This is a genomic window from Streptomyces sp. NPDC101191 (assembly GCF_044767915.1).
Lineage (GTDB): Bacteria > Actinomycetota > Actinomycetes > Streptomycetales > Streptomycetaceae > Streptomyces.
In genome coordinates this window covers 346331-368044 of the sequence record NZ_JBIWOU010000002.1, presented here as the reverse complement: position 1 = coordinate 368044, position 21714 = coordinate 346331, and the positions used below count along the sequence as shown (strand labels likewise).

20 protein-coding genes are annotated in these 21714 nt (G+C 72.8%); 12 read left to right on the top strand and 8 right to left on the bottom strand.

The window, feature by feature from the left end; all coding sequences use genetic code 11:
• Positions 1–91: 91 nt before the first annotated feature.
• From ACIRQF_RS08765 to ACIRQF_RS08755, 3 genes are all read right to left on the bottom strand, one after another.
• Positions 92–361, bottom strand: coding sequence for a GlsB/YeaQ/YmgE family stress response membrane protein (locus ACIRQF_RS08765; RefSeq protein ID WP_376634332.1), 270 nt, complete (start codon positions 359–361; stop codon positions 92–94).
• A 137-nt stretch (positions 362–498) separates the two neighbouring features.
• Entirely contained in the window at positions 499–672 is a 174-nt protein-coding gene (locus ACIRQF_RS08760; RefSeq protein WP_376634334.1) for a hypothetical protein, read from the bottom strand.
• 123 nt (positions 673–795) lie between these two features.
• A complete protein-coding gene (locus ACIRQF_RS08755) occupies positions 796–2676 on the bottom strand; it encodes a transketolase (protein ID WP_389759464.1) in 1881 nt (626 codons plus the stop codon).
• Positions 2677–3260: 584 nt separating this feature from the next.
• On the opposite strand from ACIRQF_RS08755, the gene ACIRQF_RS08750 reads away from it, so the two are divergent.
• Entirely contained in the window at positions 3261–3863 is a 603-nt protein-coding gene (locus ACIRQF_RS08750; RefSeq protein ID WP_404090116.1) for a TIGR03086 family metal-binding protein, read from the top strand.
• 165 nt (positions 3864–4028) lie between these two features.
• On the opposite strand, the gene ACIRQF_RS08745 is transcribed toward ACIRQF_RS08750, so the two are convergent.
• A complete protein-coding gene (locus ACIRQF_RS08745; RefSeq protein WP_404090114.1) occupies positions 4029–5177 on the bottom strand; it encodes a serine/threonine-protein kinase in 1149 nt (382 codons plus the stop codon).
• A 237-nt stretch (positions 5178–5414) separates the two neighbouring features.
• Between ACIRQF_RS08745 and ACIRQF_RS08740 the strand changes: the two genes are divergently transcribed.
• Together ACIRQF_RS08740 and ACIRQF_RS08735 are read left to right on the top strand one after the other, a co-directional pair.
• Positions 5415–5639 (top strand): DUF6458 family protein, encoded by a 225-nt coding sequence (locus ACIRQF_RS08740; RefSeq protein WP_376634341.1) that lies wholly within the window; start codon positions 5415–5417, stop codon positions 5637–5639.
• 60 nt (positions 5640–5699) lie between these two features.
• On the top strand, positions 5700–6053 hold the full coding sequence (locus tag ACIRQF_RS08735; RefSeq protein ID WP_404090112.1) for a PRC-barrel domain containing protein: 354 nt from the start codon (positions 5700–5702) through the stop codon (positions 6051–6053).
• 164 nt (positions 6054–6217) lie between these two features.
• Here ACIRQF_RS08735 and ACIRQF_RS08730 read toward each other — a convergent pair whose 3' ends face one another.
• Complete coding sequence (locus ACIRQF_RS08730; protein WP_404090110.1) at positions 6218–7810, bottom strand: FMN-binding glutamate synthase family protein; 1593 nt, start codon at positions 7808–7810, stop codon at positions 6218–6220.
• A gap of 162 nt (positions 7811–7972) precedes the next feature.
• On the opposite strand from ACIRQF_RS08730, the gene ACIRQF_RS08725 reads away from it, so the two are divergent.
• Complete coding sequence (locus tag ACIRQF_RS08725; protein ID WP_404090108.1) at positions 7973–8359, top strand: hypothetical protein; 387 nt, start codon at positions 7973–7975, stop codon at positions 8357–8359.
• A 150-nt stretch (positions 8360–8509) separates the two neighbouring features.
• Positions 8510–8671, top strand: coding sequence for a hydrophobic protein (locus ACIRQF_RS08720; protein WP_376634348.1), 162 nt, complete (start codon positions 8510–8512; stop codon positions 8669–8671).
• A 186-nt stretch (positions 8672–8857) separates the two neighbouring features.
• Here the strand turns inward: ACIRQF_RS08720 and ACIRQF_RS08715 are convergent, their stop codons facing one another.
• On the bottom strand, positions 8858–9085 hold the full coding sequence (locus tag ACIRQF_RS08715) for a DUF5133 domain-containing protein (RefSeq protein WP_376634349.1): 228 nt from the start codon (positions 9083–9085) through the stop codon (positions 8858–8860).
• A 365-nt stretch (positions 9086–9450) separates the two neighbouring features.
• Here ACIRQF_RS08715 and ACIRQF_RS08710 point away from each other — a divergent pair, with 365 nt between their 5' ends.
• From ACIRQF_RS08710 to ACIRQF_RS08695, 4 genes are all read left to right on the top strand, one after another.
• Complete coding sequence (locus ACIRQF_RS08710; RefSeq protein ID WP_404090106.1) at positions 9451–13479, top strand: HAMP domain-containing protein; 4029 nt, start codon at positions 9451–9453, stop codon at positions 13477–13479.
• Between the two features lie 111 nt (positions 13480–13590).
• A complete protein-coding gene (locus ACIRQF_RS08705; RefSeq protein ID WP_404090104.1) occupies positions 13591–16074 on the top strand; it encodes a SpoIIE family protein phosphatase in 2484 nt (827 codons plus the stop codon).
• Positions 16075–16120: 46 nt separating this feature from the next.
• The gene (locus ACIRQF_RS08700) at positions 16121–16489 is read left to right on the top strand and encodes an STAS domain-containing protein (RefSeq protein WP_404090102.1); all 369 of its coding nucleotides are present in this window, start codon (positions 16121–16123) and stop codon (positions 16487–16489) included.
• 62 nt (positions 16490–16551) lie between these two features.
• Positions 16552–17727, top strand: coding sequence for a PP2C family protein-serine/threonine phosphatase (locus ACIRQF_RS08695; protein ID WP_404090100.1), 1176 nt, complete (start codon positions 16552–16554; stop codon positions 17725–17727).
• 139 nt (positions 17728–17866) lie between these two features.
• Here the strand turns inward: ACIRQF_RS08695 and ACIRQF_RS08690 are convergent, their stop codons facing one another.
• Complete coding sequence (locus ACIRQF_RS08690; RefSeq protein WP_404090098.1) at positions 17867–18379, bottom strand: MarR family winged helix-turn-helix transcriptional regulator; 513 nt, start codon at positions 18377–18379, stop codon at positions 17867–17869.
• A 107-nt stretch (positions 18380–18486) separates the two neighbouring features.
• Here ACIRQF_RS08690 and ACIRQF_RS08685 point away from each other — a divergent pair, with 107 nt between their 5' ends.
• The gene (locus tag ACIRQF_RS08685; RefSeq protein ID WP_404090096.1) at positions 18487–19701 is read left to right on the top strand and encodes a PP2C family protein-serine/threonine phosphatase; all 1215 of its coding nucleotides are present in this window, start codon (positions 18487–18489) and stop codon (positions 19699–19701) included.
• A 78-nt stretch (positions 19702–19779) separates the two neighbouring features.
• A complete protein-coding gene (locus ACIRQF_RS08680) occupies positions 19780–20259 on the top strand; it encodes an ATP-binding protein (protein ID WP_382486173.1) in 480 nt (159 codons plus the stop codon).
• 101 nt (positions 20260–20360) lie between these two features.
• On the opposite strand, the gene ACIRQF_RS08675 is transcribed toward ACIRQF_RS08680, so the two are convergent.
• The gene (locus ACIRQF_RS08675) at positions 20361–20618 is read right to left on the bottom strand and encodes a WhiB family transcriptional regulator (protein ID WP_376634365.1); all 258 of its coding nucleotides are present in this window, start codon (positions 20616–20618) and stop codon (positions 20361–20363) included.
• 135 nt (positions 20619–20753) lie between these two features.
• Between ACIRQF_RS08675 and ACIRQF_RS08670 the strand changes: the two genes are divergently transcribed.
• On the top strand, positions 20754–21584 hold the full coding sequence (locus tag ACIRQF_RS08670) for a DUF1206 domain-containing protein (RefSeq protein ID WP_376634367.1): 831 nt from the start codon (positions 20754–20756) through the stop codon (positions 21582–21584).
• Positions 21585–21714: the final 130 nt, after the last annotated feature.

Below are 21714 nucleotides of genomic sequence, written 5' to 3'. Positions count from 1 at the left end.
GGCGGGGGCGGGCGGGCCGAATCCCCTTCGCGTCGACGACACGGCTCTGCCCGGCGCGGAGTGCGCCGGGCAGAGCCGTGTGCGAAGCCCGTCAGTGACGGTGCCTGGAGCCGGAAACGAGGCGGTATCCGGCCAGCAGGATGAGAGAGCCGACGATGGCGGCGACCCAGGTGGAGAGCTCGAAGAAGCCGTCGATGGAGTCGACGTCGAAAATGACCTTCCCGAGCCACCCGCCCAGGAGCCCTCCCGCGATACCGATCAGAATGGTGATGAAGAAGCCGCCGGGGTCCTTTCCCGGCATCAGCAGCTTCGCGATCATTCCGGCGATCAGGCCCACCAGAATCCAACCGATGATGCTCACGGTGCACCTCTTTCCAGCGCGTGGTTTCTGCTACTCCGTATGCGCCGAACACCGCGCTCCAAACCTGAGGAACGGCGTCGGTCGGAAAGCGGGGCCCTCAGGCTGCGAGCGGCACCCGGAAACGGAAACCGACGGGGTCAGTGCTTGAAGGCGTCCTTGGTCTTTTCCTTCCAGTGCCTGGCCTTGCCGCGCGCCTGCAATCCGGCCCCCTTGAGTGCCGTCTTTTCCTTCCCCAGCGCATGAGCCGTCTTCCTGACGGCTTTTCCCACTATTTGCTCCGCAGAGGCTTTCCATTTCTCGGTCGCGCTCATGTCCGTCCTCCGGAACGGGAACCGGGACGAAACCGCCGGACGGTATCCGCGGCTACAGCTCGATTCTGCGCCGGACGCGGGCCCCGGGGCCACCACGGACGTCACGGCCTACCGCGCCCCCCGCTATCGGCCCACCAGCGTGCGGGCGGCACGGGCGATGTGGTTGCGGGAGATGCCGGCCGCGTCGAGGAGTTCCTCGGTCGTGCCGGAGCCCGGCAGGTCGGTGACCGCGAGGTGGGCGAAGGCCGGCTGGTGGCCGCCCGCGGCGAGCGCCGACAGCACGGCCTCGCCGATCCCGCCCTCGGGGTGGTGGTCCTCGACGACGACGAGGGCACCGGTCTCGCGGGCGGCGCGCACGAGAGTGTCGGCGTCGACCGGCTTGACGGAATAGAGGTCCACGACACGGGCCTGGATGTCGTCGGCCGCCAGTTCCTCGGCGGCGGCCAGACACTCGTGCAGCGTGACGCCCGCGCCGACCAGCGTGACCCGGTCGTGCTCGCCGCGCCGCAGGGTCTTGGAGCCGCCCACCGGGAAACTCTCGTCGGCGGCGTAGAGCACGGGGTACGCGCCGCGGGTGGTGCGCAGGTACGAGATGCCGTCGAGGTCGGCCATGGCGGCGGTGAGCGCGGCCGCGGAGGTGGCGTCGCTGGGGTAGAGGACCGTGGAGCCGAGGACGGCACGCATCATGGCGAGGTCCTCGACGCCCATCTGCGAGGGGCCGTCGGCGCCGATCTCGACCCCGCTGTGCGTCCCGCACAGGGACATGGTGATCTGCGAGACGGCGGCCATGCGGATGAAGTCGTGAGCCCGGGTGAGGAACGCGGCGAAGGTCGTGGCGTACGGGCGGAAGCCGCGTACGGCCATGCCGACGGCATCGGCGATCATCTGCTGCTCGGCGATGTACGTCTGGAAGAACCGCTCCGGATGCGCCTTCCCGAAGTCCTCGCTGTGCGTGGAGTTGCCGACCTCGGCGTCGAGCGCGACCACCTCGGGCCGCGCGCCGAGCGCGGTGAGGGCGGCACCGAAGGCGACCCGCGTCGCGACCTCGTCCCCTACCTCGTAGCGCGGAAGCTCCACCGGACCGGCCTTGCCGGCCCGGGCGCCGGTGGTAGCGGCGGCCGGCGGCTTGGGGCCGTGCACGGCCAGGTGGCGCACGCCGCCCAGTTCGGCGACGGCGCGCTCGGCCATGTCCTTCGGCAGCGGCTTGCCGTGCCAGCCGTTCTTGTCGGCGACCTCCGACACGCCGCGGCCCTTGACGGTCCTCGCGACGACGACGGTCGGCGCCGTGCCGTCCGCGGCCACGGTCAGCGCCCGGTCGACCTCCGCCAGGTCGTGGCCGTCGACCACGAGCGCCCGGCAGCCGAAGGCCTCGACGCGCCGGGCGTACGCGGCGGTGTCCCACTCCAGCTCCGTGGGGCCGCTCTGGCCGAGGCGGTTGACGTCGATCAGGGCGACGAAGTTGGCGAGCCGATGGTGCCCGGCCTTGTCGAGCGCCTCCCACACCGACCCCTCGGCCATCTCGCTGTCGCCGCACAGCACCCACACCCGGTACGGCTGCCGCTCCAGGTCGCGGCCGGCGAGCGCGATCCCGACCCCGTAGGCGATGCCCTGACCGAGGGAGCCGGTCGCGAGGTCCACCCAGGGCAGCACGGGCGTCGGATGACCCTGGAGCCGGTGGCCGAAACGCCGGTAGGTCGTCATCAGCTCGTCGTCGTCGATCGCACCGGCGGCCTTGAACATCGCGTACAGAAGCGGTGAGGCGTGCCCCTTGGAGAAGATCAGGTGGTCGCCCGCCGGGTCGTCCGGAGCCGCCCAGTCGTAGCGCAGATGGCGGGTCATCAGGACCGCCATCAGGTCGGCGGCGGACAGGCTGGAGGTGGGGTGGCCGGAGCCCGCCGCCGTGCTGGCGCGCACCGAGTCGACCCTGAGCTGCTGTGCGAGTTCGGAGACCTGGGCGAGGTCGCTGTCGGGTCCCAGCGTGACGGTCGTGGGCGCTGCGCTCATGTCGGAGGTCCTTTCCTGGGGAGGAAGCCGGCACGGGGAGTGGACCCCGCGCCCGGTCAGGGGTTCCCGTCCGCGCACGGTCGATCACGCCCGGCGCCCGGCTTCGGCCCCTCGGGTGCGGCATTGACCCTTTTGCGTCTGCTCCGGAACCCCGGACGGCATTCCTCGGCCCCGGCGGGAAGTGACGACTTCGCGTCGACGACACCCGCGGCGGAGGCTCTTCCCATCACGGGCGGAAGGCCTGCTCCCCAAGGCCGGAGGCCTGCGCACCAAGGCCGGAGGCCTGCTCCCCAAGGCCGGAGGCCTGCGCACCACCGGCAGAGGCCCTGCGCACCACCGGCAGAGGCCCTGCGCACCACCGGCAGGGGCCGTGCGCACCACCGGCAGGGGCCTTGCACACCACCGGCAGGGGCCCTGCGCACCACCGGCCGAGGCCCTGCGCTCACCCCGCGGAGGCCCTGCCCGACAGGCGCGGCCCGGCTCCCGGCAGGACCACCCGCGGGAATCTCCTTCCCGCGCCGGCGATGAGTTCCCGCTCCGCCGACGGTCCACCCTACGGATCCCTCGTCTCCAAGGAGCGGCAGATGACAGACATGACGGGTCTCGACCTCGGACCCCAGGCGCTGATCGTGGCGCGTCTCGCGGCGGGCGTGCCGGACGCGCGCCTCGCCGACCGGACGCCCTGTCCCGATTACGCGGTGGGCGACCTGCTGGGCCACCTGGCGGGACTGTCCGTGGCCTTCCGGGACGCCGCCCGGAAGGACCTGGGCCCCACCACGGACACCGCGCCCGGTACCGCCAAGCCCCTGCTGCCCGCCGACTGGCGCACGGAGCTGCCCCGTCTGCTCCAGGACCTGGCCGAGGCCTGGCGGGATCCGGGCGCCTGGACCGGGACGACCCGCGCGGGCGGCGTCGATCTGCCCGGCGGCGTCACGGGGATCGTCGCCGCCGACGAACTGGTCATCCACGGCTGGGACCTGGCCCGTGCCACTGGCCAGGAGTACGTACCCGACCAGGCCGCGCTGCGCGCCTCGCACGCCTTCCTGCTGGCCGCGGCCGAGGAGCAGGACGGTGGCGGTGGCATCTTCGGAACCGTGGTGCGCGTCCCGGAACGGGCCCCTCTGCTGGACCGCACCGTGGGCCTGAGCGGCCGCGACCCGAACTGGGCCGTGCCGCCGGTCTCGTGAGTGACGCGGGGACGCGGAGAGAAGCGCCGCCACGGCCGGGCGCCGGGGCGTGGCGAGGGGACGCGGAGAGAAGTGCCGCCACGGCCCGGCGCCGGGGCGCCCCGTTGCCGGCGGAGAGAGTCATTCCTGTGAGCCGCGGGAGGAGGGCGGCGCTCCTGCAGTGGGTCAGGCGTGTGCGTGCGGCTCGCCCGGATGCGGTGCGGCGGGTGCCGGGGCGGTGGTCCGCGGGTGCTCCACGGCCCCCGGCCGGTCGTGCAGGACGGCCCGGCCCGCCGACCGGGCCGCGGCCGCGTCGCCGCCGGCGGGGGCGCTGCCCCACGAGCCGGTCAGCGTGAGTCCGAGCGTGGCCACCGTCGCGGCCACGGCCCGTGCGCGGCCGGGGACCCCGGCGTGTTTTCGCAGACGGCCAGGCCCGCGTGGGGCGGACGCGTGGTGCGCCGGTGAGGCCGCAGTCCGCGGGTCGGCCAGGGCCCGGGCGCAGGTACGGGCGTCCGGCCGGGCCGTGGGTGCCTGGGCGGTCATCGCCGTCAGCAGGCCGGCGAGGTCGGCCGGGAGATCGGACGGGACCACCGGAGGGCGCTCCAGGTGCGCGAGTGCGGCCTCCAGCGGCGCCCCTCCGTACTCCGCCTCGCCCTTCAGGGCTTCGAGGAGCACCAGACCGAGGCTGTACACGTCGGCGGCAGGGCCCGTCTGCCGGCCCAGCGCCTGCTCGGGAGCCATGTAGGACGCGGTGCCCAGGAGCCTGCCGTCGGCGTCGGCGTCGGCGTCGGGAACGGGCTCGGGCCCGGAGGCCGCGTCGAGCCGACGGGAGATGCCGAAGTCGGCGAGGTGCGGGGCGTCCGCGCGGTCCAGCAGTATGTTCGACGGCTTGACGTCGCGGTGGACGACACCGCGGGCGTGCACATGCGTGAGGGCCGAGGCCAGGGTCGCCCCCATGCGGCAGGTCTCGGCGGGGGTGAGGGTGGCCCGGGCGAGGCGCCGGCGCAAGGTCGTCCCCCTCACGAGCTGCATCACCAGATAGGGGCGGCCCTCGTCGTGGCCCGAGTCGTAGAGGGTCACCAGTCCGGGGTGCTGCATCCGCGCCAGGAGCCGGCCCTCCTCGTCGCACTGCTCCTCGCACCGCTCGACCGGCCGGCGGGTGTCGGCGGGCCGGAACAGCTTCACCGCCACGGCCCGCCGCAGTCGCAGGTCCAGCGCCTCGTACACGTCGGCAGCGCCGCCACGCCCCAGCAGGCCGTCGAGCCGGTAGCGGCCCGACACGTGGTGAGCCGTCAGCCGGAGTTCCGGGTTGAGGGGCCGCTCGTCGACCTGCATCGGTTCTCCCTGGGGGTCGTCGTCCGTCGGCCTCTGGTGCCGGCCCTGGGGCGGGGCGCGTCGCCCGGTGGCGTGCGTGGGCCCGCGGCTCACGCGTGCCCCGTCGAGGCATGAACATCCCTGTGCGGTACGGGGAATCGGGAATCGCACCGATGCCGACGGTTCGCGATCGGGTCGAGTGAATTCCGGATGCCCGGGTACGCGGACGCTGACCAACCCGCATGGGAGGGAGCAATCATGGGTCTGGGACTGTTCATCATTCTGATCGCCGTCGGAGCCATACTGACCTTCGCGTCCGACTGGGAACTCCAAGGGCTCGACCTCGATCTGGTCGGCATCATCCTGATGGCGGTCGGCATCATCGGAACCGCCGTCTACACCAGCGTTCTTCGCCGCCGCCGGATGGTCGTCCCGCCCGTGGCCCCCACGGTCACCGAGGACGACCGCCGCGACCTGCTCTGAGGCGGTTCGCATTCTCGCGCAGTGACCTACTCGACGTGGACGAGCAGAGGAGTGACAGCAATGACCGACCACTTCTGGACCTATGGAACGGATTCCGGGTACCTGGCGGGCACGGACCTCACCGGATGGCGGGTCGAGGCCGCCGACGGTTCCATCGGAAAGGTCGACAAGCATTCCGACGAGGTCGACGACGCCTATCTGGTCGTGGACACCGGAGTCTGGATCTTCGGCAAGGAGGTGCTGATCCCGGCGAGCGCGGTGACCCGGGTCGACCTGGAGGGGCACACGGTCCACCTCGCCCTGACCAAGGACCAGGTCAAGGGCGCACCCGAGTTCCACTCCGAGAAGCACCTCGCCGACCGGCAGTACCGCGAGGACCTGGTGGCGTACTACCGGGTCGGCGGCCCGTTCTAGCCGGTGGGGGCGCCCGCCCCCGTCCCTCGGCCCGGGACGAGCCGGAAGGCTCGTCCCGGGCCGAGGGCTTTCCGGCTGTTCCTGACCGCCCTGTCCGGTTCCTGACCTGGCCTGCCCGGCGCCGGCCACCGGCCGAAAGCGGTGTCGCTCACCGACCGGACCGGTCACCGGAGGGTGAACCGGTCCGGATGAGCCGCCTTCCAGTCGCCTTCCCACGAGTCCGGAACCGAGGCGGACGCGAGAAGCTGCCCGTGGGCCAGCGGTGCGTACAGGTCGGCATGGGACCGGACGTCGTCCGGGCCGACCCGGCGCAGAAGCATCCCGGGGGCCAGGTCGCCGGGGCGCTCGACGCCCATGGCGGCCATGATCTGCAGGGCGCTCTTCACCGTCGCCTCCTGGAAGCGCTGGACGCGCCGTGCCTTGTCCTCGATGTCCAGGGCCCGGGCGCGCCGCGGGTCCTGGGTCGCCACCCCGACGGGACAGGTGTTGGTGTGGCACCGCTGGGCCTGGATGCAGCCGAGGGCGAACATCATGGCCCGGGCGGAGTTGGTGTAGTCGGCGCCCTGGATCAGCCGCTTGACGATGTCGCTGCCGGTGGCGACCTTGCCGGAGGCGCCGATCCGGATCCGGTCGCGCAGGCCCGTGCCGACGAGGGCCCGGTGCACCGTCGTCAGGCCTTCCGTAAGGGGGAGCCCGACGGTGTCCGCGAACTCCAGCGGCGCGGCCCCGGTGCCGCCTTCGGCTCCGTCCACGACGATGAAGTCGGGCGTGACGTCCTCCTCCAGCATCGCCTTGCAGACGGCGAGGAACTCGCGGCGCGAACCGACGCACAGTTTGAACCCGACCGGCTTGCCCCCGGCGAGATCCCGCATCCGGTCCAGGAAGCGTACGAGCTCGCGCGGGGTCCGGTAGACGCGGTGGTACGGGGGCGAGATCACGGTGCGGCCCTGCGGAACGCCTCGGACCGAGGCGATCTCCCGGCCGACCTTGGAGCCGGGCAGCACGCCCCCGATACCGGGTTTGGCTCCCTGGCTGATCTTCAGCAGCACGCAGGCGACCTGGTCGAGAGAGGCCTTCTCGGCGAACAGCCGCGGGTCGAAGCCGCCGTCCTCGGTGCGGCAGCCGAAGTATCCCGTGCCGACCTCCCATACGAGGTGGCCACCGGGGGCCAGGTGGTGCGCCGATATCCCGCCCTCGCCGGTGTCGTGGGCGAAGCCTCCGCGCCGGGCGCCCTCGTTCAGGGCATGGATCGCCCGGTCCGACAGGGCGCCGAAGCTCATCGCGGACACATTGAGCAGGGCCATGTCGTAGGGCCTGGTGCAGTGCGGGCCGCCGATCCGGACCCGGGGCTGCTCGGTCGGCACCGGGCGGGGAGCCATGGACGGGACGAGGTACTCGGTGCCCGGGCGGTCCAGCTCCAGCTCCGTCCCGAAGGGGTCCTCGGCGTCGGTTCCCTTCGCCCGCTCGTAGACGATGGAGCGCGCGTCCCGGTCGAAGGGCACGCCGTCGACGTTCCGCTCGACGAAGTACTGCTGCACCTCGGGACGGAGCGCCTCCATCGCGAACCGCAGGTGTCCCAGGAGCGGGTAGTTGCGGAGCACCGAGTGGCGCCGCTGGCGCAGGTCGTGCAACGCCACGCCGGCGAGCAGCAGGGCGGGGACGGCCGCGCACCACCACCACGGGGACACCAGGACGGCCAGGAGGCCGAGGGCGAGGGCGGTCAGGGCCGGGAGGGCCGCGAGAAGAATCGTCACCATGCACGGCCGTCTGTCCCGGATCGGGCGGGCCAAGCCGCCGCGGACCGATACCGGCGGTCCGCCCGCCACGGGAGCCCGGAAGACCGGGGATGGGCCCGTGGGAATGTGCCGCGCCGCGGAGAACGGGGGTTTGCGGTCGGCGAGCCTGGCTACACGACCGTCATGAGTGCTTCGGACAAGAGCGACCAGAACCCGTCCCGTCGGACCGGCCCGCACGCCGTGCCGGATGCCGTCGGTACGCCCTACGGCGCGGACCGCGCCGTACCGGCGGAAGAAGCGAGCCGTAGAGAGGCGACCGGATCCGGTCAGGCCGCCACGGGGGCCCTGCACGCCCTTCCGGCCCCGTTCGCCGAGAAGGCCCGTGCGGCCGGGTACGTGGCGCGCGGCACCGGGGGAATGCTGTGGACCGCCGTGCGCCATCACAAGGCGGTGACCGGCGGCGCCGCCGTGAGCGCGACGGCCGCGCTCACCGGTGCGTACGCACTCGGTCACCGGGCAGGGCGACGCAGCCGCGGCCCGTTGGCCCGGCTCCTCGGTGGCCGCTTCTGAGGCACGACGGTTCGCGCTCGCGCGCCGCTTCTGAGGCACGAGGGCTCGCACGCCGCTCCTGAGGTACGAGGGAGGGTTGTGCCTTCCCCTGGGGCCGTACGCCCCGTCCGTCCGTTTCTTTTTTAACTGTCATTCCGGAGGTTGACGCACATGGTCCCCCTGCTGCTGGTTCTGCTTCTCGCCCTGCTGCTCTTCGGCGTCGGTTTCGCGGTCAAGGCGCTCTGGTGGGTCGCCGTGATCGTGCTCGTCCTGTGGCTGATCGGCTTCGTGGCCCGGCCGAAGGGGAGCACGGGCCGCTGGTACCGCTGGTAGGCGGCCCCGCACGCCTGAGACGCCCTGCGCCCGCGGCCGGAATCCGGCCGCGGGCGCAGGGCGTCTCGCGTCAGGTTCGTCACAGGTCGCGCCCATGCACGGGCCACACCCACGCAGGCCGTCCCGGTCACGGCATGACTGAGCCCGGCACACCCCGAGGAGAGCGTGCCGGGCTTGTTCGCGTCCTCAAGCGGTGAGGACCGAGTCGTCCTCCGGGCGGGCGCCCGGCAGCCGGTGGCGGGCGGCGATGAGCGCCGCGTCCACGTCGCGCGTACCGGTGCAGACGCACAGCGTGTAGGCGAGGTCGTCCATGCGCCTGCGTACCTCGGTGCCGCCGTCCTCCGCACGGAGGACCTTGAGCGTCTCGTACTGCTCGATGAGATTCCGCAGGACCGCGGGATGGGCCATCAACACGTTGGGAGTCCCCTCGTCGTCAGGGCGTCGGCCGCCCGGCTTTGACGCGGCGTGTACCCCCGCCCCGGCGGAGTACACCCCGGGGCGCGGCGGCCGGGGAAGCGGCGGAATCCGGCTCCGCTCACGTCCGCCGTGGCGGGCCGTGCCGGGCCGCGGTGGCGGCGGCGGAGCCCCTGACGACGGCGTCTTCCGGCCGCTTGACGCGGCATCGCCCTCCTCGTGTCGATCACGAGGGAGTACTGTCGTCATAATTGCCGTACGGCAACGGTCCGAGCTGCTGAACCGCACGGAAGGCGGTCGGTTCCAGCGCGTGACCGTGCCCGTATGGAACGTGAGCGGATGCCTGAGGGCGAACGAGGATGGGCATGTCTGAGACGACGATCAAGGGCTCCGCGACCGATGGGCGGCCGGGGCCGGCCGCGGTGGGGGAGCCCGAGCTCCGGCAGCTCCTGGCCGGTCTCACGGCCGTGCGGGACGGCGACTTCGGCACCCGGCTGCCCGACGAGGCGGGCGGGCTGATGGGCGAGATCTCCAGTGTGTTCAACGGGATGGTCGACCAGCTCTCCCAGTTCACCTCCGAGGTGACGCGGGTCGCCCGTGAGGTCGGCACGGAGGGGACCCTGGGCGGGCAGGCCGTGGTCCCCGGGGTCTCCGGCACCTGGGCCGATCTGACCGACTCGGTGAACGCGATGGCCGGCAACCTCACCACCCAGGTCCGGGACATCGCCCAGGTCGCCACCGCCGTCGCCAAGGGAGACCTCTCCCAGAAGATCGACGTGGACGCGCGCGGCGAGATCCTGGAGCTCAAGAACACCATCAACACGATGGTCGACCAGCTGTCCTCCTTCGCCGACGAGGTCACGCGCATGGCCCGTGACGTGGGCACGGAGGGCATCCTCGGCGGCCAGGCCGACGTGAAGGGCGTCTCCGGCACCTGGCGCGACCTGACGGACTCCGTCAACTCCATGGCCGGGAACCTCACCGCCCAGGTCAGGGCGATCGCCCACGTGGCCACCGCGGTGGCCACCGGCGACCTGTCGAAGAAGGTCGAGGTGGACGCCCGCGGCGAGATCCTGGAGCTGAAGACGACCATCAACACGATGGTGGACCAGCTCTCGGCCTTCGCCGACGAGGTGACCCGGGTGGCCCGCGAGGTGGGCACGGAGGGCAATCTCGGTGGTCAGGCCACCGTCCGGGGAGCCTCGGGCACGTGGAAGGACCTGACCGACAACGTCAACGTGATGGCGTCCAACCTCACCGGGCAGGTGCGTTCGATCGCCCAGGTCGCCACCGCGGTGGCCCGCGGCGACCTCTCCCGCCGGATCACCGTCGAGGCCAAGGGCGAGGTCGCCGCCCTCGCCGACACCATCAACACGATGGTGGACACCCTGTCGGCCTTCGCCGACGAGGTGACGCGCGTCGCCCGCGAGGTGGGCACCGAGGGCCGCCTCGGCGGCCAGGCCCGGGTGCCGAACGTGGCCGGCACCTGGAAGGACCTCACCGACAACGTCAACTCCATGGCGAACAACCTGACCGGACAGGTCAGGAACATCGCCCAGGTCACCACGGCCGTCGCCAACGGAGACCTCTCCAAGAAGATCGACGTCGACGCCCGCGGCGAGATCCTGGAGCTGAAGACGACCATCAACACGATGGTCGACCAGCTGTCCTCGTTCGCCGCCGAGGTGACGCGCGTCGCCCGCGAGGTCGGCAGCGAGGGCCGGCTCGGGGGACAGGCGGAGGTGGAGGGCGTCTCCGGCACCTGGAAGCGGCTGACCGAGAACGTCAACGAGCTCGCCGGCAACCTCACCCGCCAGGTCCGCGCCATCGCCGAGGTCGCGAGCGCGGTCGCCGAGGGTGACCTGACCCGTTCGATCACCGTCGAGGCCTCGGGCGAGGTGGCCGAGCTCAAGGACAACATCAACGCCATGGTCGGCTCGCTGCGCGAGACCACGCGGGCCAACCAGCAGCAGGACTGGCTGAAGTCCAGCCTGGCCCGGATCTCCGCGCTCATGCAGGGCCACCGTGACCTGGCCGTCGTCGCCGAACTCGTCATGGACGAGCTGACCCCGCTCGTGTCCGCCCAGTACGGCGCGTTCTACCTGGCCGAGGAGGGAGCGGACGGCATCGAGCTGGGGCTCGTCGGCTCCTACGGCCGACCCGCCGGCGATCAGGGGCGGGACCGGTTCCGGCTGGGAGAGTCGCTGGTCGGGCAGGCCGCCCGCAGCCGGCGCACCATCGCCGCCGAGGACGTCCCCGCCGACTACGTCTCCATCTCCTCGGGACTCGGCCGGACGGCCCGGGGCAGCCTGATGGTGCTGCCCATCGTCGTCGAGGACCAGGTCCTCGGTGTCATCGAGCTGATGTCCTTCAGCCGCTTCACCTCCGTGCACCGGGACTTCCTGGAGCAGCTCATGGAGACCGTGGGCGTCAACGTCAGCACCATCGTCGCCAACGCCCGGACGGACGAACTCCTGGACGAGTCCCAGCGGCTGGCCGGCGAACTGCGCTCGCGCACCGAGGAACTCCAGGTGCAGCAGGACGAACTCCAGCGCTCCAACGCCGAACTGGAGGAGAAGGCGGCCCTGCTCGCGACGCAGAACCGCGACATCGAGGCCAAGAACCTGCAGATCGAGCAGGCCCGGCAGGAACTCGAGGACCGGGCCCAGCAGCTCGCGCTGGCCTCGACGTACAAGTCCGAGTTCCTGGCCAACATGAGCCACGAGCTGCGCACCCCGCTCAACAGCCTTCTGATCCTGGCCCAGTTGCTCGCTCAGAACCCGACCCGCAACCTCACGGCCAAGCAGGTCGAGTACGCCGGCATCATCCACTCGGCCGGATCGGACCTGCTGCAGCTGATCAACGACATCCTCGACCTGTCCAAGGTGGAGGCCGGGAAGATGGACCTCAACCCCGAGCGCGTGGCGCTGCGCCGGCTGCTCGACTACGTCGAGGCCACCTTCCGTCCGCTGATCTCGCAGAAGAGCCTCACCTTCACGGTCTCGACCGCCGCCGGCGTCCCCGTCGATCTGATCACCGACGACTCCCGGCTCCGGCAGGTGCTGCGGAACCTGCTGTCCAACGCCGTCAAGTTCACCGAGCAGGGGAGCGTCGAACTCCGCATCGAACCGGCCTCGGACGACGAACTCCCGGCGACGGTCCACCGCGGCGGCCCGGTCGTCGCCTTCCGCGTCGCGGACACCGGCATCGGCATCGCCCCCGAGAACCTGGAGGCCATCTTCGGCGCCTTCCAGCAGGCCGACGGAACGACCAACCGGAAGTACGGCGGCACGGGTCTCGGTCTGTCCATCAGCCGCGAGATCGCCTACCTGCTCGGCGGCGCCCTCACGGTCACCAGCGTGCCCGGCGAGGGCAGCACCTTCACCCTCTACCTGCCCGTCACCCGCCCCGACTTCACCGAACAGCCCGCGCTCCCCGCCTCGACGACGGACGCCGCCGAGCTCCCCCCGGCCGCGACGCCCGACCAGGGCGGCGCCCCGGCACCGCTCGGCCGGCCCGGCGCGCCGTCCGTCCGGCCGACGAGGCGCCTCCTGGTGATCGAGGAGCGCCCGCGGGGGCTGCTCGCCCTCGTCGCCGAGAACGCCGTCACGGAACTCGCCGCCGACGGCGGCCACGCCGACCGGGAGGACATCGAACTGATCGCGGTCGTGGGCCCCCAGGAGGCCGCCACCGCGCTGGCCACGCAGGCGTTCCACTGCGTCGTGCTCGACGTCGACATGGCGGACGGCGACGCCCTGCGCTTCCTCGACGCCATGGACGGGGACGAGGCCCTGCGCACCGTACCCGTCCTCGCCCACAACAACCGGCGCCTCGCCGCCGACCAGGAGCGTGCCCTGCAGGAGCTCGCCCGCCGACGGCCGCTGGAGCTCCTCTCCAGCCTCGACGAACTGCGCGAGCGGATCGCCCTGCACCTGTCCGCGGAGCAGCCCGGCGACGTCGTCCCCCTGGTCCGGGGCGAACACCGGGCCCCGGCGCCGCAGACCATCGACACGGCGCTGCACGGCCGCACCGTTCTCGTGGTCGACGACGACGCCCGCAACCTCTACGCCCTGAGCGGCATCCTGGAACTGCACGGCATCACGGTGCTGCACGCCGAGAACGGCCGGAAGGGGATCGAGACCCTCCTCGCGCAACCGGCCGTCGACCTCGTCCTGATGGATGTGATGATGCCGGAGATGGACGGCTACACCGCGACCGCACGCATCAGGGAGATGCCGCAGTACGCGGAACTGCCCGTGATCGCGGTCACCGCCAAGGCCATGCGGGGCGACCGGGAGAAGAGCATCGCCTCGGGCGCCAGCGACTACGTGACCAAGCCCGTCGACGCCGACGAACTCATCGCCTGCGTCGGCCGCTGGCTGAACGACGGATAGCCCCGTGGCCGTCCCCACCGGCCCGTACCGCACCCCGCGGCGGGCTCCACGCCCGCCGTGTCCACGCCTTTCCGGCGGCCCCACAGCCGCCCTACCCGAGGAGTCGTCGAAGTGAGTGTCCCCCACCTCCGGGGCGGAGACCCGTCCTCCGGCACCCCCGGGGAAGACGCTCCGGCGCCCGAGGCGTCCCTCGTGGGCATCCCCCGCCCCGCTGCCGGCGAAGGCGACCGGGCGTCCACGGAGGACAGGCTCACGCTCGGCCGGCTGGCCGCCACGGTGGAACGGCTGCGCGGGGAGGTGCGCGCCGCGCACGCCGCGGCCGAGGGGCGTGCCCTGATCGAACTCGCCAAGGGCGTCATCGTCGAGCGTCTGCGCTGCGGCCCCGCCCAGGCGGCGAGGCAACTCGCCGAGCTGGCCGAGCGGGCCGGGCTCTCCCCGCTGGAGTTCGCCGCGGACATCATCAACCAAGCGGCCCGTGACCGGCTTGCCGAGGTCGCCGACGAGTTCGTCAGGACCACCGTCGGCGGGCCCGGCACTCCCGGCCCGGTCGCCGGGTCCGACGCCTCGGTCGCCGTCCGGCTGCGTACGGCCGAGAGCGCGGCGCTCGGTGCGAGCGACACCCAGTCCGTCGCCGAGTCGCTGCTGGCGCACGCGCTCGAACCCCTGGGCGCCGTCGCCGTGGCGATCTGGACCACCGGCCCGGACGCCTCACTGACCCTGTGCGGCCACGCCGGATTCGGCGCCGACGAGGCGGCCCGCTGGCACTACGTCCCGCCCGGCGTGAGCACCGCGGCCCGGCAGGCCCTCACCGGCCGCCGGACGGTCCGGTACCCGTCACTGGCAGCCGCCGGCGTCCCCTCGATCGGACGTGCCCGCCACCCCGAGGGGGGCCGGGTCGTGGTCCCCGCCGGGACCGGCGGCCGGATCCACGGTGTCCTGGAGATCTGCTGGGCCCGGCCGCTGGAGCCGCTGCCCCAGGCCGTGGAGCGCCAGATCGAGGCCCTCGCCGAGCTCTGCGCCCACACGCTGGAGTCACGTCCCGCGCAGGCCGTGCCCGCGGGCTCCCTCGTCCCCGCCGGGGACGGAGCGCAAGAGCTGGCCGAACTCGCCGACGGGCTCCACGACCCGGTCCTCGTCCTGGCCCCCCACCTGGACGAGGCGGGGAGGCTGGCCGACTTCCGCATCCGGCACGCCAACGCGCACTTCCAGGACCCGGCCGGCCGGCCCCGCAGCGCCGTCGACGGGGCGCTGCTCCTGGAGGCGTACCCCGCCACCGCGGGCGAGAGCGAACTCTTCGAACGGATCGAGCGGGTCTATGCCACGGGGGAGCCCTTCCGCTCCCGGCGCACCCGGCTGACCGCCCTCGTGGACCAGGTGCCGCTCTCCTCGCTCGCCGACATCAGCATCAGCCGGCACGGGGACAGCGTCCTGCTCGTCTGGCGCGTCGAGGACGAGGCGGCCCGTCTGGCGAGTCTGCTGCAGCACGCACAGCGACTCGGCCGGATCGGCGCCTTCGAGGAGGACGTCCTCACCGGCGAGATCACCTGGAACGCCCAGCTCTTCGACCTCTTCGGCCGAGAGCTGACGGAACCTCCTGTCTCCCTGCGTGACCTGGCCGTCCACGCCCACCCCGACGACGCCGCCACCATCCGGCGCTTCCTCCAGTCCGTGCTGCACCAGCGGCGGGCCGGCTCCACGGCCTTCCGCCTGCTGCGCCACGACGGCGTCGTCCGGCACATCCGGGTGATCGCCGAACCCACCCTGGGCGCCGGCGACGGACTCCAGGCGGTCCGGGGCGCCTTCCAGGACATCTCGGCGCAGCACTGGACCGAGGTCGCCCTCACGGCCACCCGCGACCGTCTGGCCGCCACCGAGGAGGAGGCGGAGGAGCGCAACCGGCTCACCCTCCAGCTCCAGCACGCCATCATGCCGCCGGCCAAACCCCCGCTCGACGCGCCGGGACTCGACGTCGCCGTGCGCTACCGCCCGGCCGAGTCGGAGTCCCTGGTCGGCGGCGACTGGTACGACGCCGTCGTGCTGCCGTCCAAGAAGGTGCTCGTCTGCGTCGGGGACGTCGCGGGCCACGGCGTGGACGCCGCCACCGGGATGGTCGTCCTCCGCAACGCCCTGCGCGGCCTCGCCGTCACCGGCGCGGGACCGGCGCAGCTGCTGTCCTGGCTCAACGGTGTCGCCCACCACCTCACCGCCGATGTCACGGCGACCGCGATCTGCGGTCTTTTCGACCCCGAGAGCCGGACGCTGCGCTGGGCCCGGGCGGGACACCTCCCGCCCGTGCTCGTACGGGCCGGCGAAGCGGCCGACCTCCCGCTCCTCAGGGGGATGCTGCTCGGGGCCCTGGCCGAGGCCGAGTACGAGGAGGCGGAGCTCCGGCTCGAACCCGAGGACACGGTCCTGATGTACACCGACGGTCTCGTCGAACGACGGGACACCTCCGTTCACGAATCCGTCGCCCAGTTGCTCGCCGTCGCCCGGATGCCGGCCGACAGCCTCGAACGCCGGCTGGACCTGCTGCTGGCGCGCAGCAAGTCGGACACGGACGACGACACGTGTCTCGTCGGTGTCCGGGTGACCTGACCCCCATCGCCCGCCCACCGCCCGTCCCCCCGTGGAAAGCAGGAACATGCCCGAGCGAGAACTGAACCTGGACGTCGACGTCGTGGTCCGCGACGACCGCACAGCCGTACTGGTCGTGGAAGGCGAACTCGACATGGAGACCGCCGACCTGCTCGGCGCCCACCTCACGGAGCAGCTCCGGCAGGGTCGGAGGCGTCTCGTCCTCGACCTGTCCGCCCTGGACTTCATGGACTCGTCCGGTCTGAACGTCCTGATCAGGGCGGTCCAGAAGGCGCGCGACGTCGGGGGAGACCTGTACCTCGCCGCGCCCACACCGGCCGTGCGACGCATCCTGGAGATCACCGGAGTGACGATGACGGCCCCGCCCCACGCCGGGGTCGCGGAGGCCCTCGCCGCCGCCGGCGACGAGAGATAGACGACGGCCGGCGCGGTCCCTGCGCAGGGACCGCGCCCGAGGAAGGAAGGAAGCGGGAGAACGTGCTGGAGATCGCCGATGTCGAGCAGGCGCTCCGCCGGGCCGCGCCGCACCGTCTGGTGGGCGTCGTCGAGGACGCCCTGCGGAGGTACTGCGATGCCCGGTGGGTGGAGCTCCGTCTGGCCGACTACGGGCTGCGGACGCTCCAGCTCGTCGAGAGCACGCCCGGGGCGGCGGTGTCGGTGCCGATCCACGACAGTCCGCAGGGACGCGCCTTCGGTGCCCAGGAGCCGTACGTCACCCAGGGGACGGACCCGGTCCTGGTCCACCTTCCCGTCACGGTCAGGGGGGACCGGCTGGGTGTGCTCACCGTCTGCCTGCCGTCGGGGGCCGAGGTGGGGCCCCTGCTGCCCGGACTCGGCCAGATCTGCGAGAGCCTCGGCCACGAGATCCTGGTGGCCGAGCGTGACACGGACCTGTACGTCCTGGCGCGGCGGGCGGCGCGGCTGACCCTGGCGGCCGAGATGCAGTGGCAGCTCCTGCCCGGCCGCGCGTGCGCCCGCCCGGAGTTCGCCCTCGGCGCCCATCTGGAACCGGCCTACGCGATCTTCGGCGACAACTACGACTGGTCGGTCTCGGCCGGCCGGCTGACCCTGACCGTCACCAACGGCATGGGCGAGGGCATCGAGGCCGCCCTCCTGACGAATCTCGCGATCAACGCGCTCCGCAACGCCCGCCGGGCCGGCCTCGGCCTCGCGGACCAGGCCGCCCTGGCCGACCAGGCCGTGTACGCGCAGTACCGGGGCCGCGCCTTCGTGTCGGCGCTCCTCCTGTGCTTCGACCTCGCCACGGGCGAGGTGGAGGTGGTCGACGCCGGTTCGCCGCGTCTGTGGCGGCTGCGGGGCAACTCCGTCGAGTCCGTCTCCTTCGAGGCGCAGTTGCCGCTCGGCATGTTCGAGGAGACCGCCTACGTCCCCGAGCGGTTCACCGTGCGCCGAGGGGACCGCCTGCTGTTCGGCAGCGACGGGGTGTACGCCGCAGTCTCGCCCGCCGGGGAGAGCTACGGGGAAAGGGCGCTGGCCCGGGCGCTCAGCGGGACGCGGCTGCTGCCGCCCACGCACGTGCCGCAGGCGGTGCTGCGCGAGCTCGCCACGTACCACGGCGCCACGCCGCTGGAGGACGACGCCCTCGTGGTCTGTCTCGACTGGCACGGGACCGCGTCAACAGTTGCCGTGTGACAACTGTATCCTTGGGGCAACACTTGGCGTGTGTCCGGCCGTGGCCTGGCCCGTGCCCGGTGAACGCTTCGACGATGACCAGAGGGCGGCAATGGGGACAAGGGGTGTGCGGCCGGCCGGAGCCGGCGGCGCGCGGGGATCAGGCGGAGCTGACGTCTTTCAGCGGCGTGTCAGGGCGTGACGAGGCCATGGGCGTGCCCTCTCCCAGCGCCTCGTGGAACCCGGTGAGTCCCCGCAGCAATGCCTTGCGACTCGTCGGCGACATGGCGGAGATGACCGCCAGCAGGGCCTCCTCGCGCTGGGCCCGGAGGTCCCGCAGGTACGCCTTGCCAGGCGCGGTCAGGTGCAGCTCCAGCTGCCTCCGGCTGACGGGACTGGGCAGCCGCTGGACGAAGCCAAGCGCCTCCAACCGGTCGCACATGCGGCTGACCGACGGCGGTGCGGACCCGAGCAGCTCGCCCAGGGTACGGAGGCTGATGCCCTCCTCGCGGTCCAGGCTGTAGAGCACGCGCAGCTGACTCGCCGACACCGGCGTCGGCGACACCATGTCCCGACCTCGCTCCCACAGCACCTCCAGGAGCTCGATCAGCTCCCGGGCGGCCTCGGTCGTCTGCTGCGGTTCCCGCGGGGACGGGGCGGAGTTGCTCTTCATGCCTGCCGACACTCCTCGGGCGTCCGGAGCCGAGGACGTCGGCCTTCCGACGGACCGGTCATCTCCACATCTCTCCAGAAGGCGGTACGGATTCGGTGGATCGACACGTGACAGTGGAGAGCGCACTGCGCGGGGCGGCACCACACCTCCTGCTGGACTCCCTCCGTGTCAGTCTCACGCAGCAGTACGCCGCGTCCTCCGCCGACCTGCTGCTCATCGACTACGGGCACACGTCCCTGCGCGCCGTGGAGCCCGTGCAGACGCCCGCCGCGGTGCGGCACGGGCCCCTGGACACCGGGCCGGCCGGTCGAGCGTTCCGCACCCAGCAACCATATCTTTTCCGTGGTGACAGGCCCACGGCGACCGCGTACCTTCCCGTCACGGTCCGCGGCGAGCGGTTCGGCGTCCTCGTCGTCGTGCTGCCCGCGGACCGCGCCACCCCGGACGCGACGGAGAGCCTCGGTCGCGTCGCCGAGAGCCTCGGGCACGCCCTGCGCGTCGCCGACCGCCACACCGACCTCTACCGCAGCACCCGCAGGACACGCGCCCTCAGCGTCGCCGGGGAGATGCAGTGGGACACCCTGCCGGGCCGCGCCTGCTCGGGACCCGCCTTCGACCTGCACGCCTACTGGGAACCCGCCTACACGTCCGGAGGGCACGTCCTCGACTGGAGCGTGACCGAGGACGAACTCCTGCTGGTCGTGGCCAACGGCGCCGGCGCCGGCACCCCCGCCGCCCTGGTCAGCACCCTCGCCCTCAACGCCATCCGCAACGCCCGGCGCGCCGGACTCGACCTGGTGGGACAGGCCAGCCTCACCGACCAGGCGCTCTACGGGCAGTACCGCGGGAAGAGCACGCTCGCCGCCCTCCTGCTGAGAATCACCCTGGCCACGGGCGCGATCGAGGTGGTCGACGCCGGTTCGCCGACGGTGTGGCGAAGGCGCGGGGCCCTGACCGAGCGCATCGAACTCGACCGCCAGCTCCCCCTCGGCATGTTCGAGGACACCGTCTACACCACACAGCGCCTGCGCCTGCTGCCCGGCGACCGGGTCGTCTTCGTCGCCTGCGAACAGGGCGAGACCCCGCCCGGCGGGGAGAACGAGTCGCCGGACGGTCCCGTGGCCCGGGCCCTGGCACTGACCGGCCACCTGAGCTGTGCGGACGTACCCAGGGCCGTCGTCCGGGCGCTGCGTGAGATGCCGCGAGACGTGCCGGACGCCGTCCTCGTCCTCTGCCTCGACTGGCGGGGACACGAGGCAGGGCGATCCGGTGCGGAGACGGACCCGGGTGCGGCCGACCCTGCGCCGCCCGGGTTCGCCTGACCGGACGGTTGCGCGTGTGATCCTCGTCGTCGGCGGTGTGGGAATCGTAATGGGGGGAAGGGCGTGTACGAGGTGCGCATGGCGCTCACCAAGCCGAACGAGGGGAGTATCAGGGCCATGAGGGACGCGATGTCCGCGGAGTGTGCCGCGCCGGAGCCCCTGCTGTCGGCGAGCGCCGTCTACGACGACGCCGACGAGGGCGCGATCGCGGCCGCCCGCGCCTTCACGTCCGACTTCCTCACGGCCGTACCGGCCGTCCGGTACGGGCCGGTGACGGCCGACCGTGTCGACCTCGCCAAGCTGGTGGTCAGCGAGCTGGTGACCAACGCGCGCCGGCACGCCCCCGGCCCCTGCCGACTGCTGCTGGAGCTGCGCCGGGACGCCCTGGAGATCTCGGTGTTCGACGGCGCGGCGGCCGCCCCCGTACCCCGCGGACACGACCCGCGCCGGATCGGACAGCACGGCGTGGAGATCGTCGTCGCCGTCTGCGAGAGCGTGACCGTGGAGCCGCACGCGGCCGGGAAGAGGGTCCTGGCGCGGCTCTCCCTCCAGGCCTAGGAAGCCGGGGAGAGGAGCGGGAAGCCCGGCGCCCGCGCGGGCGGACGGGCGCCGGCGGAGCCGTGCCGCGACGGCGTCCCGCTGCCCCGCCCGCCCGGACCTCACCGCCGCTCGTCCGCCCTGCGGCGCACGCGCCGATGCAGGGAGCGGCGTTCGTTCTCCGTCAGGCCGCCCCACACGCCCGTCACCTGACGGGAATCGTCCATGGCCCAGCGAAGGCACTCCTCGCGCACCGGGCAGCCCCGGCAGACCTCCTTCGCCTCCTCGGCCTGGGAGAGGGCGGAGGGACCCGCCCCCACCGGGAAGAACAGATCGGGGTCGACATCCTGACAGGCCGCGGCCGCGCGCCAGCTGCCCATGGGGTCCTCCTTATGGCTGAGTCGGGATCCGTCTCCGTTCGTGTCACCGCCCGTCAGCGGTCGAAACGGCGCGGCCGGGGATTCGTTCGGGGATGACGGGGCACCTGGAGGGTCGATCGAGAGGAGCGAGTCGACATGACCACAGCCAGGACGTACACGGGCGGGGTGGGCAGGGCGGGCCGGGGTGGGGCGGTACGGGCGGGCGCCCGGGCGGGATTCGCGGCACGGGGCGTGCTGTACCTGCTCGTCGGAGCGTTGGCCGTACGGGTCGGCCTGACGGGTACGGGCGACCAGGCCGACCGGGGAGGCGCCCTCGCGCAGGTCGCCGCCGCCCCGTTCGGGGCGGTACTCCTCTGGACCCTGGGCGCCGGCCTCGCCGGGATGGCGGTGTGGCGGCTGTCGGAGGCCGTGTTCGGCGCGGCCGGCCCCAAGGGGAACAAGGCGCACAAGCGCGCCGCGTCGGCAGGCCGCGCCGTCTTCTACGCCGGGTCCGCCTTCCTCGTCCTCTCCTTCGCGGTGGGGGAGCGCGGGAGCGGCGCGGGCTCGACCGACCGCCAGAGCCGGGACGTCACCGGGCGCCTGCTCGAACTGCCCGGCGGCCGCTGGTGGGCCGGTGCGATAGCCGCGGGTGTGGTGGCGGCCGGGCTGTGGATGGCGGGCAGAGCGGTCCTGCGGAAGTACCGGGACCACCTGGCGTGGGGCCGGCTGACGTCGTACCAGCGTCGCTTCATGGACGTGACCGGCGTGGCCGGGGGCATCGGGCGCGGTCTCGTCCTTGCCGCCCTCGGCTTCTCCGGCCTGAAGGCGGCGATGGCGTTCGACCCGAGCGAGGCCAAGGGCATGGACGACGCGATCCGTTCGTTCGCGCAGACCCCCGCGGGCCCCTGGCTGCTGCTCGCGGTGGCCGTCGGCCTCGTGCTCTTCGGGGTCTTCTCCTTCGGCCAGGCGAAGTGGCGCGAGGTCTGATGACGTCGCGGAATCCACGGACGCGGGGCCCGCCGGGGCCCCGCCGCCCGCGCCGGGGCCGGCGGGCCGGCCCGCCGCGGGGGCCGCCGCGCCCCCGCGGGGCCCGCGGCCCCGGCCGGGCCGGCCCCCC

Coding starts and splice junctions, on each gene's coding strand:
- ACIRQF_RS08735 (WP_404090112.1), top strand. CDS start 5,700: ATGACCGACCACTTCTGGACCTATGGAACGGATTCCGGGTACCTGGCG.
- ACIRQF_RS08680 (WP_382486173.1), top strand. CDS start 19,780: ATGGCGCTCACCAAGCCGAACGAGGGGAGTATCAGGGCCATGAGGGAC.
- ACIRQF_RS08710 (WP_404090106.1), top strand. CDS start 9,451: ATGTCTGAGACGACGATCAAGGGCTCCGCGACCGATGGGCGGCCGGGG.
- ACIRQF_RS08690 (WP_404090098.1), bottom strand. CDS start 18,379: ATGAAGAGCAACTCCGCCCCGTCCCCGCGGGAACCGCAGCAGACGACC.
- ACIRQF_RS08700 (WP_404090102.1), top strand. CDS start 16,121: ATGCCCGAGCGAGAACTGAACCTGGACGTCGACGTCGTGGTCCGCGAC.
- ACIRQF_RS08720 (WP_376634348.1), top strand. CDS start 8,510: ATGGTCCCCCTGCTGCTGGTTCTGCTTCTCGCCCTGCTGCTCTTCGGC.
- ACIRQF_RS08670 (WP_376634367.1), top strand. CDS start 20,754: ATGACCACAGCCAGGACGTACACGGGCGGGGTGGGCAGGGCGGGCCGG.
- ACIRQF_RS08675 (WP_376634365.1), bottom strand. CDS start 20,618: ATGGGCAGCTGGCGCGCGGCCGCGGCCTGTCAGGATGTCGACCCCGAT.
- ACIRQF_RS08760 (WP_376634334.1), bottom strand. CDS start 672: ATGAGCGCGACCGAGAAATGGAAAGCCTCTGCGGAGCAAATAGTGGGA.
- ACIRQF_RS08740 (WP_376634341.1), top strand. CDS start 5,415: ATGGGTCTGGGACTGTTCATCATTCTGATCGCCGTCGGAGCCATACTG.
- ACIRQF_RS08755 (WP_389759464.1), bottom strand. CDS start 2,676: ATGAGCGCAGCGCCCACGACCGTCACGCTGGGACCCGACAGCGACCTC.
- ACIRQF_RS08730 (WP_404090110.1), bottom strand. CDS start 7,810: ATGGTGACGATTCTTCTCGCGGCCCTCCCGGCCCTGACCGCCCTCGCC.
- ACIRQF_RS08745 (WP_404090114.1), bottom strand. CDS start 5,177: ATGCAGGTCGACGAGCGGCCCCTCAACCCGGAACTCCGGCTGACGGCT.
- ACIRQF_RS08750 (WP_404090116.1), top strand. CDS start 3,261: ATGACAGACATGACGGGTCTCGACCTCGGACCCCAGGCGCTGATCGTG.
- ACIRQF_RS08725 (WP_404090108.1), top strand. CDS start 7,973: ATGAGTGCTTCGGACAAGAGCGACCAGAACCCGTCCCGTCGGACCGGC.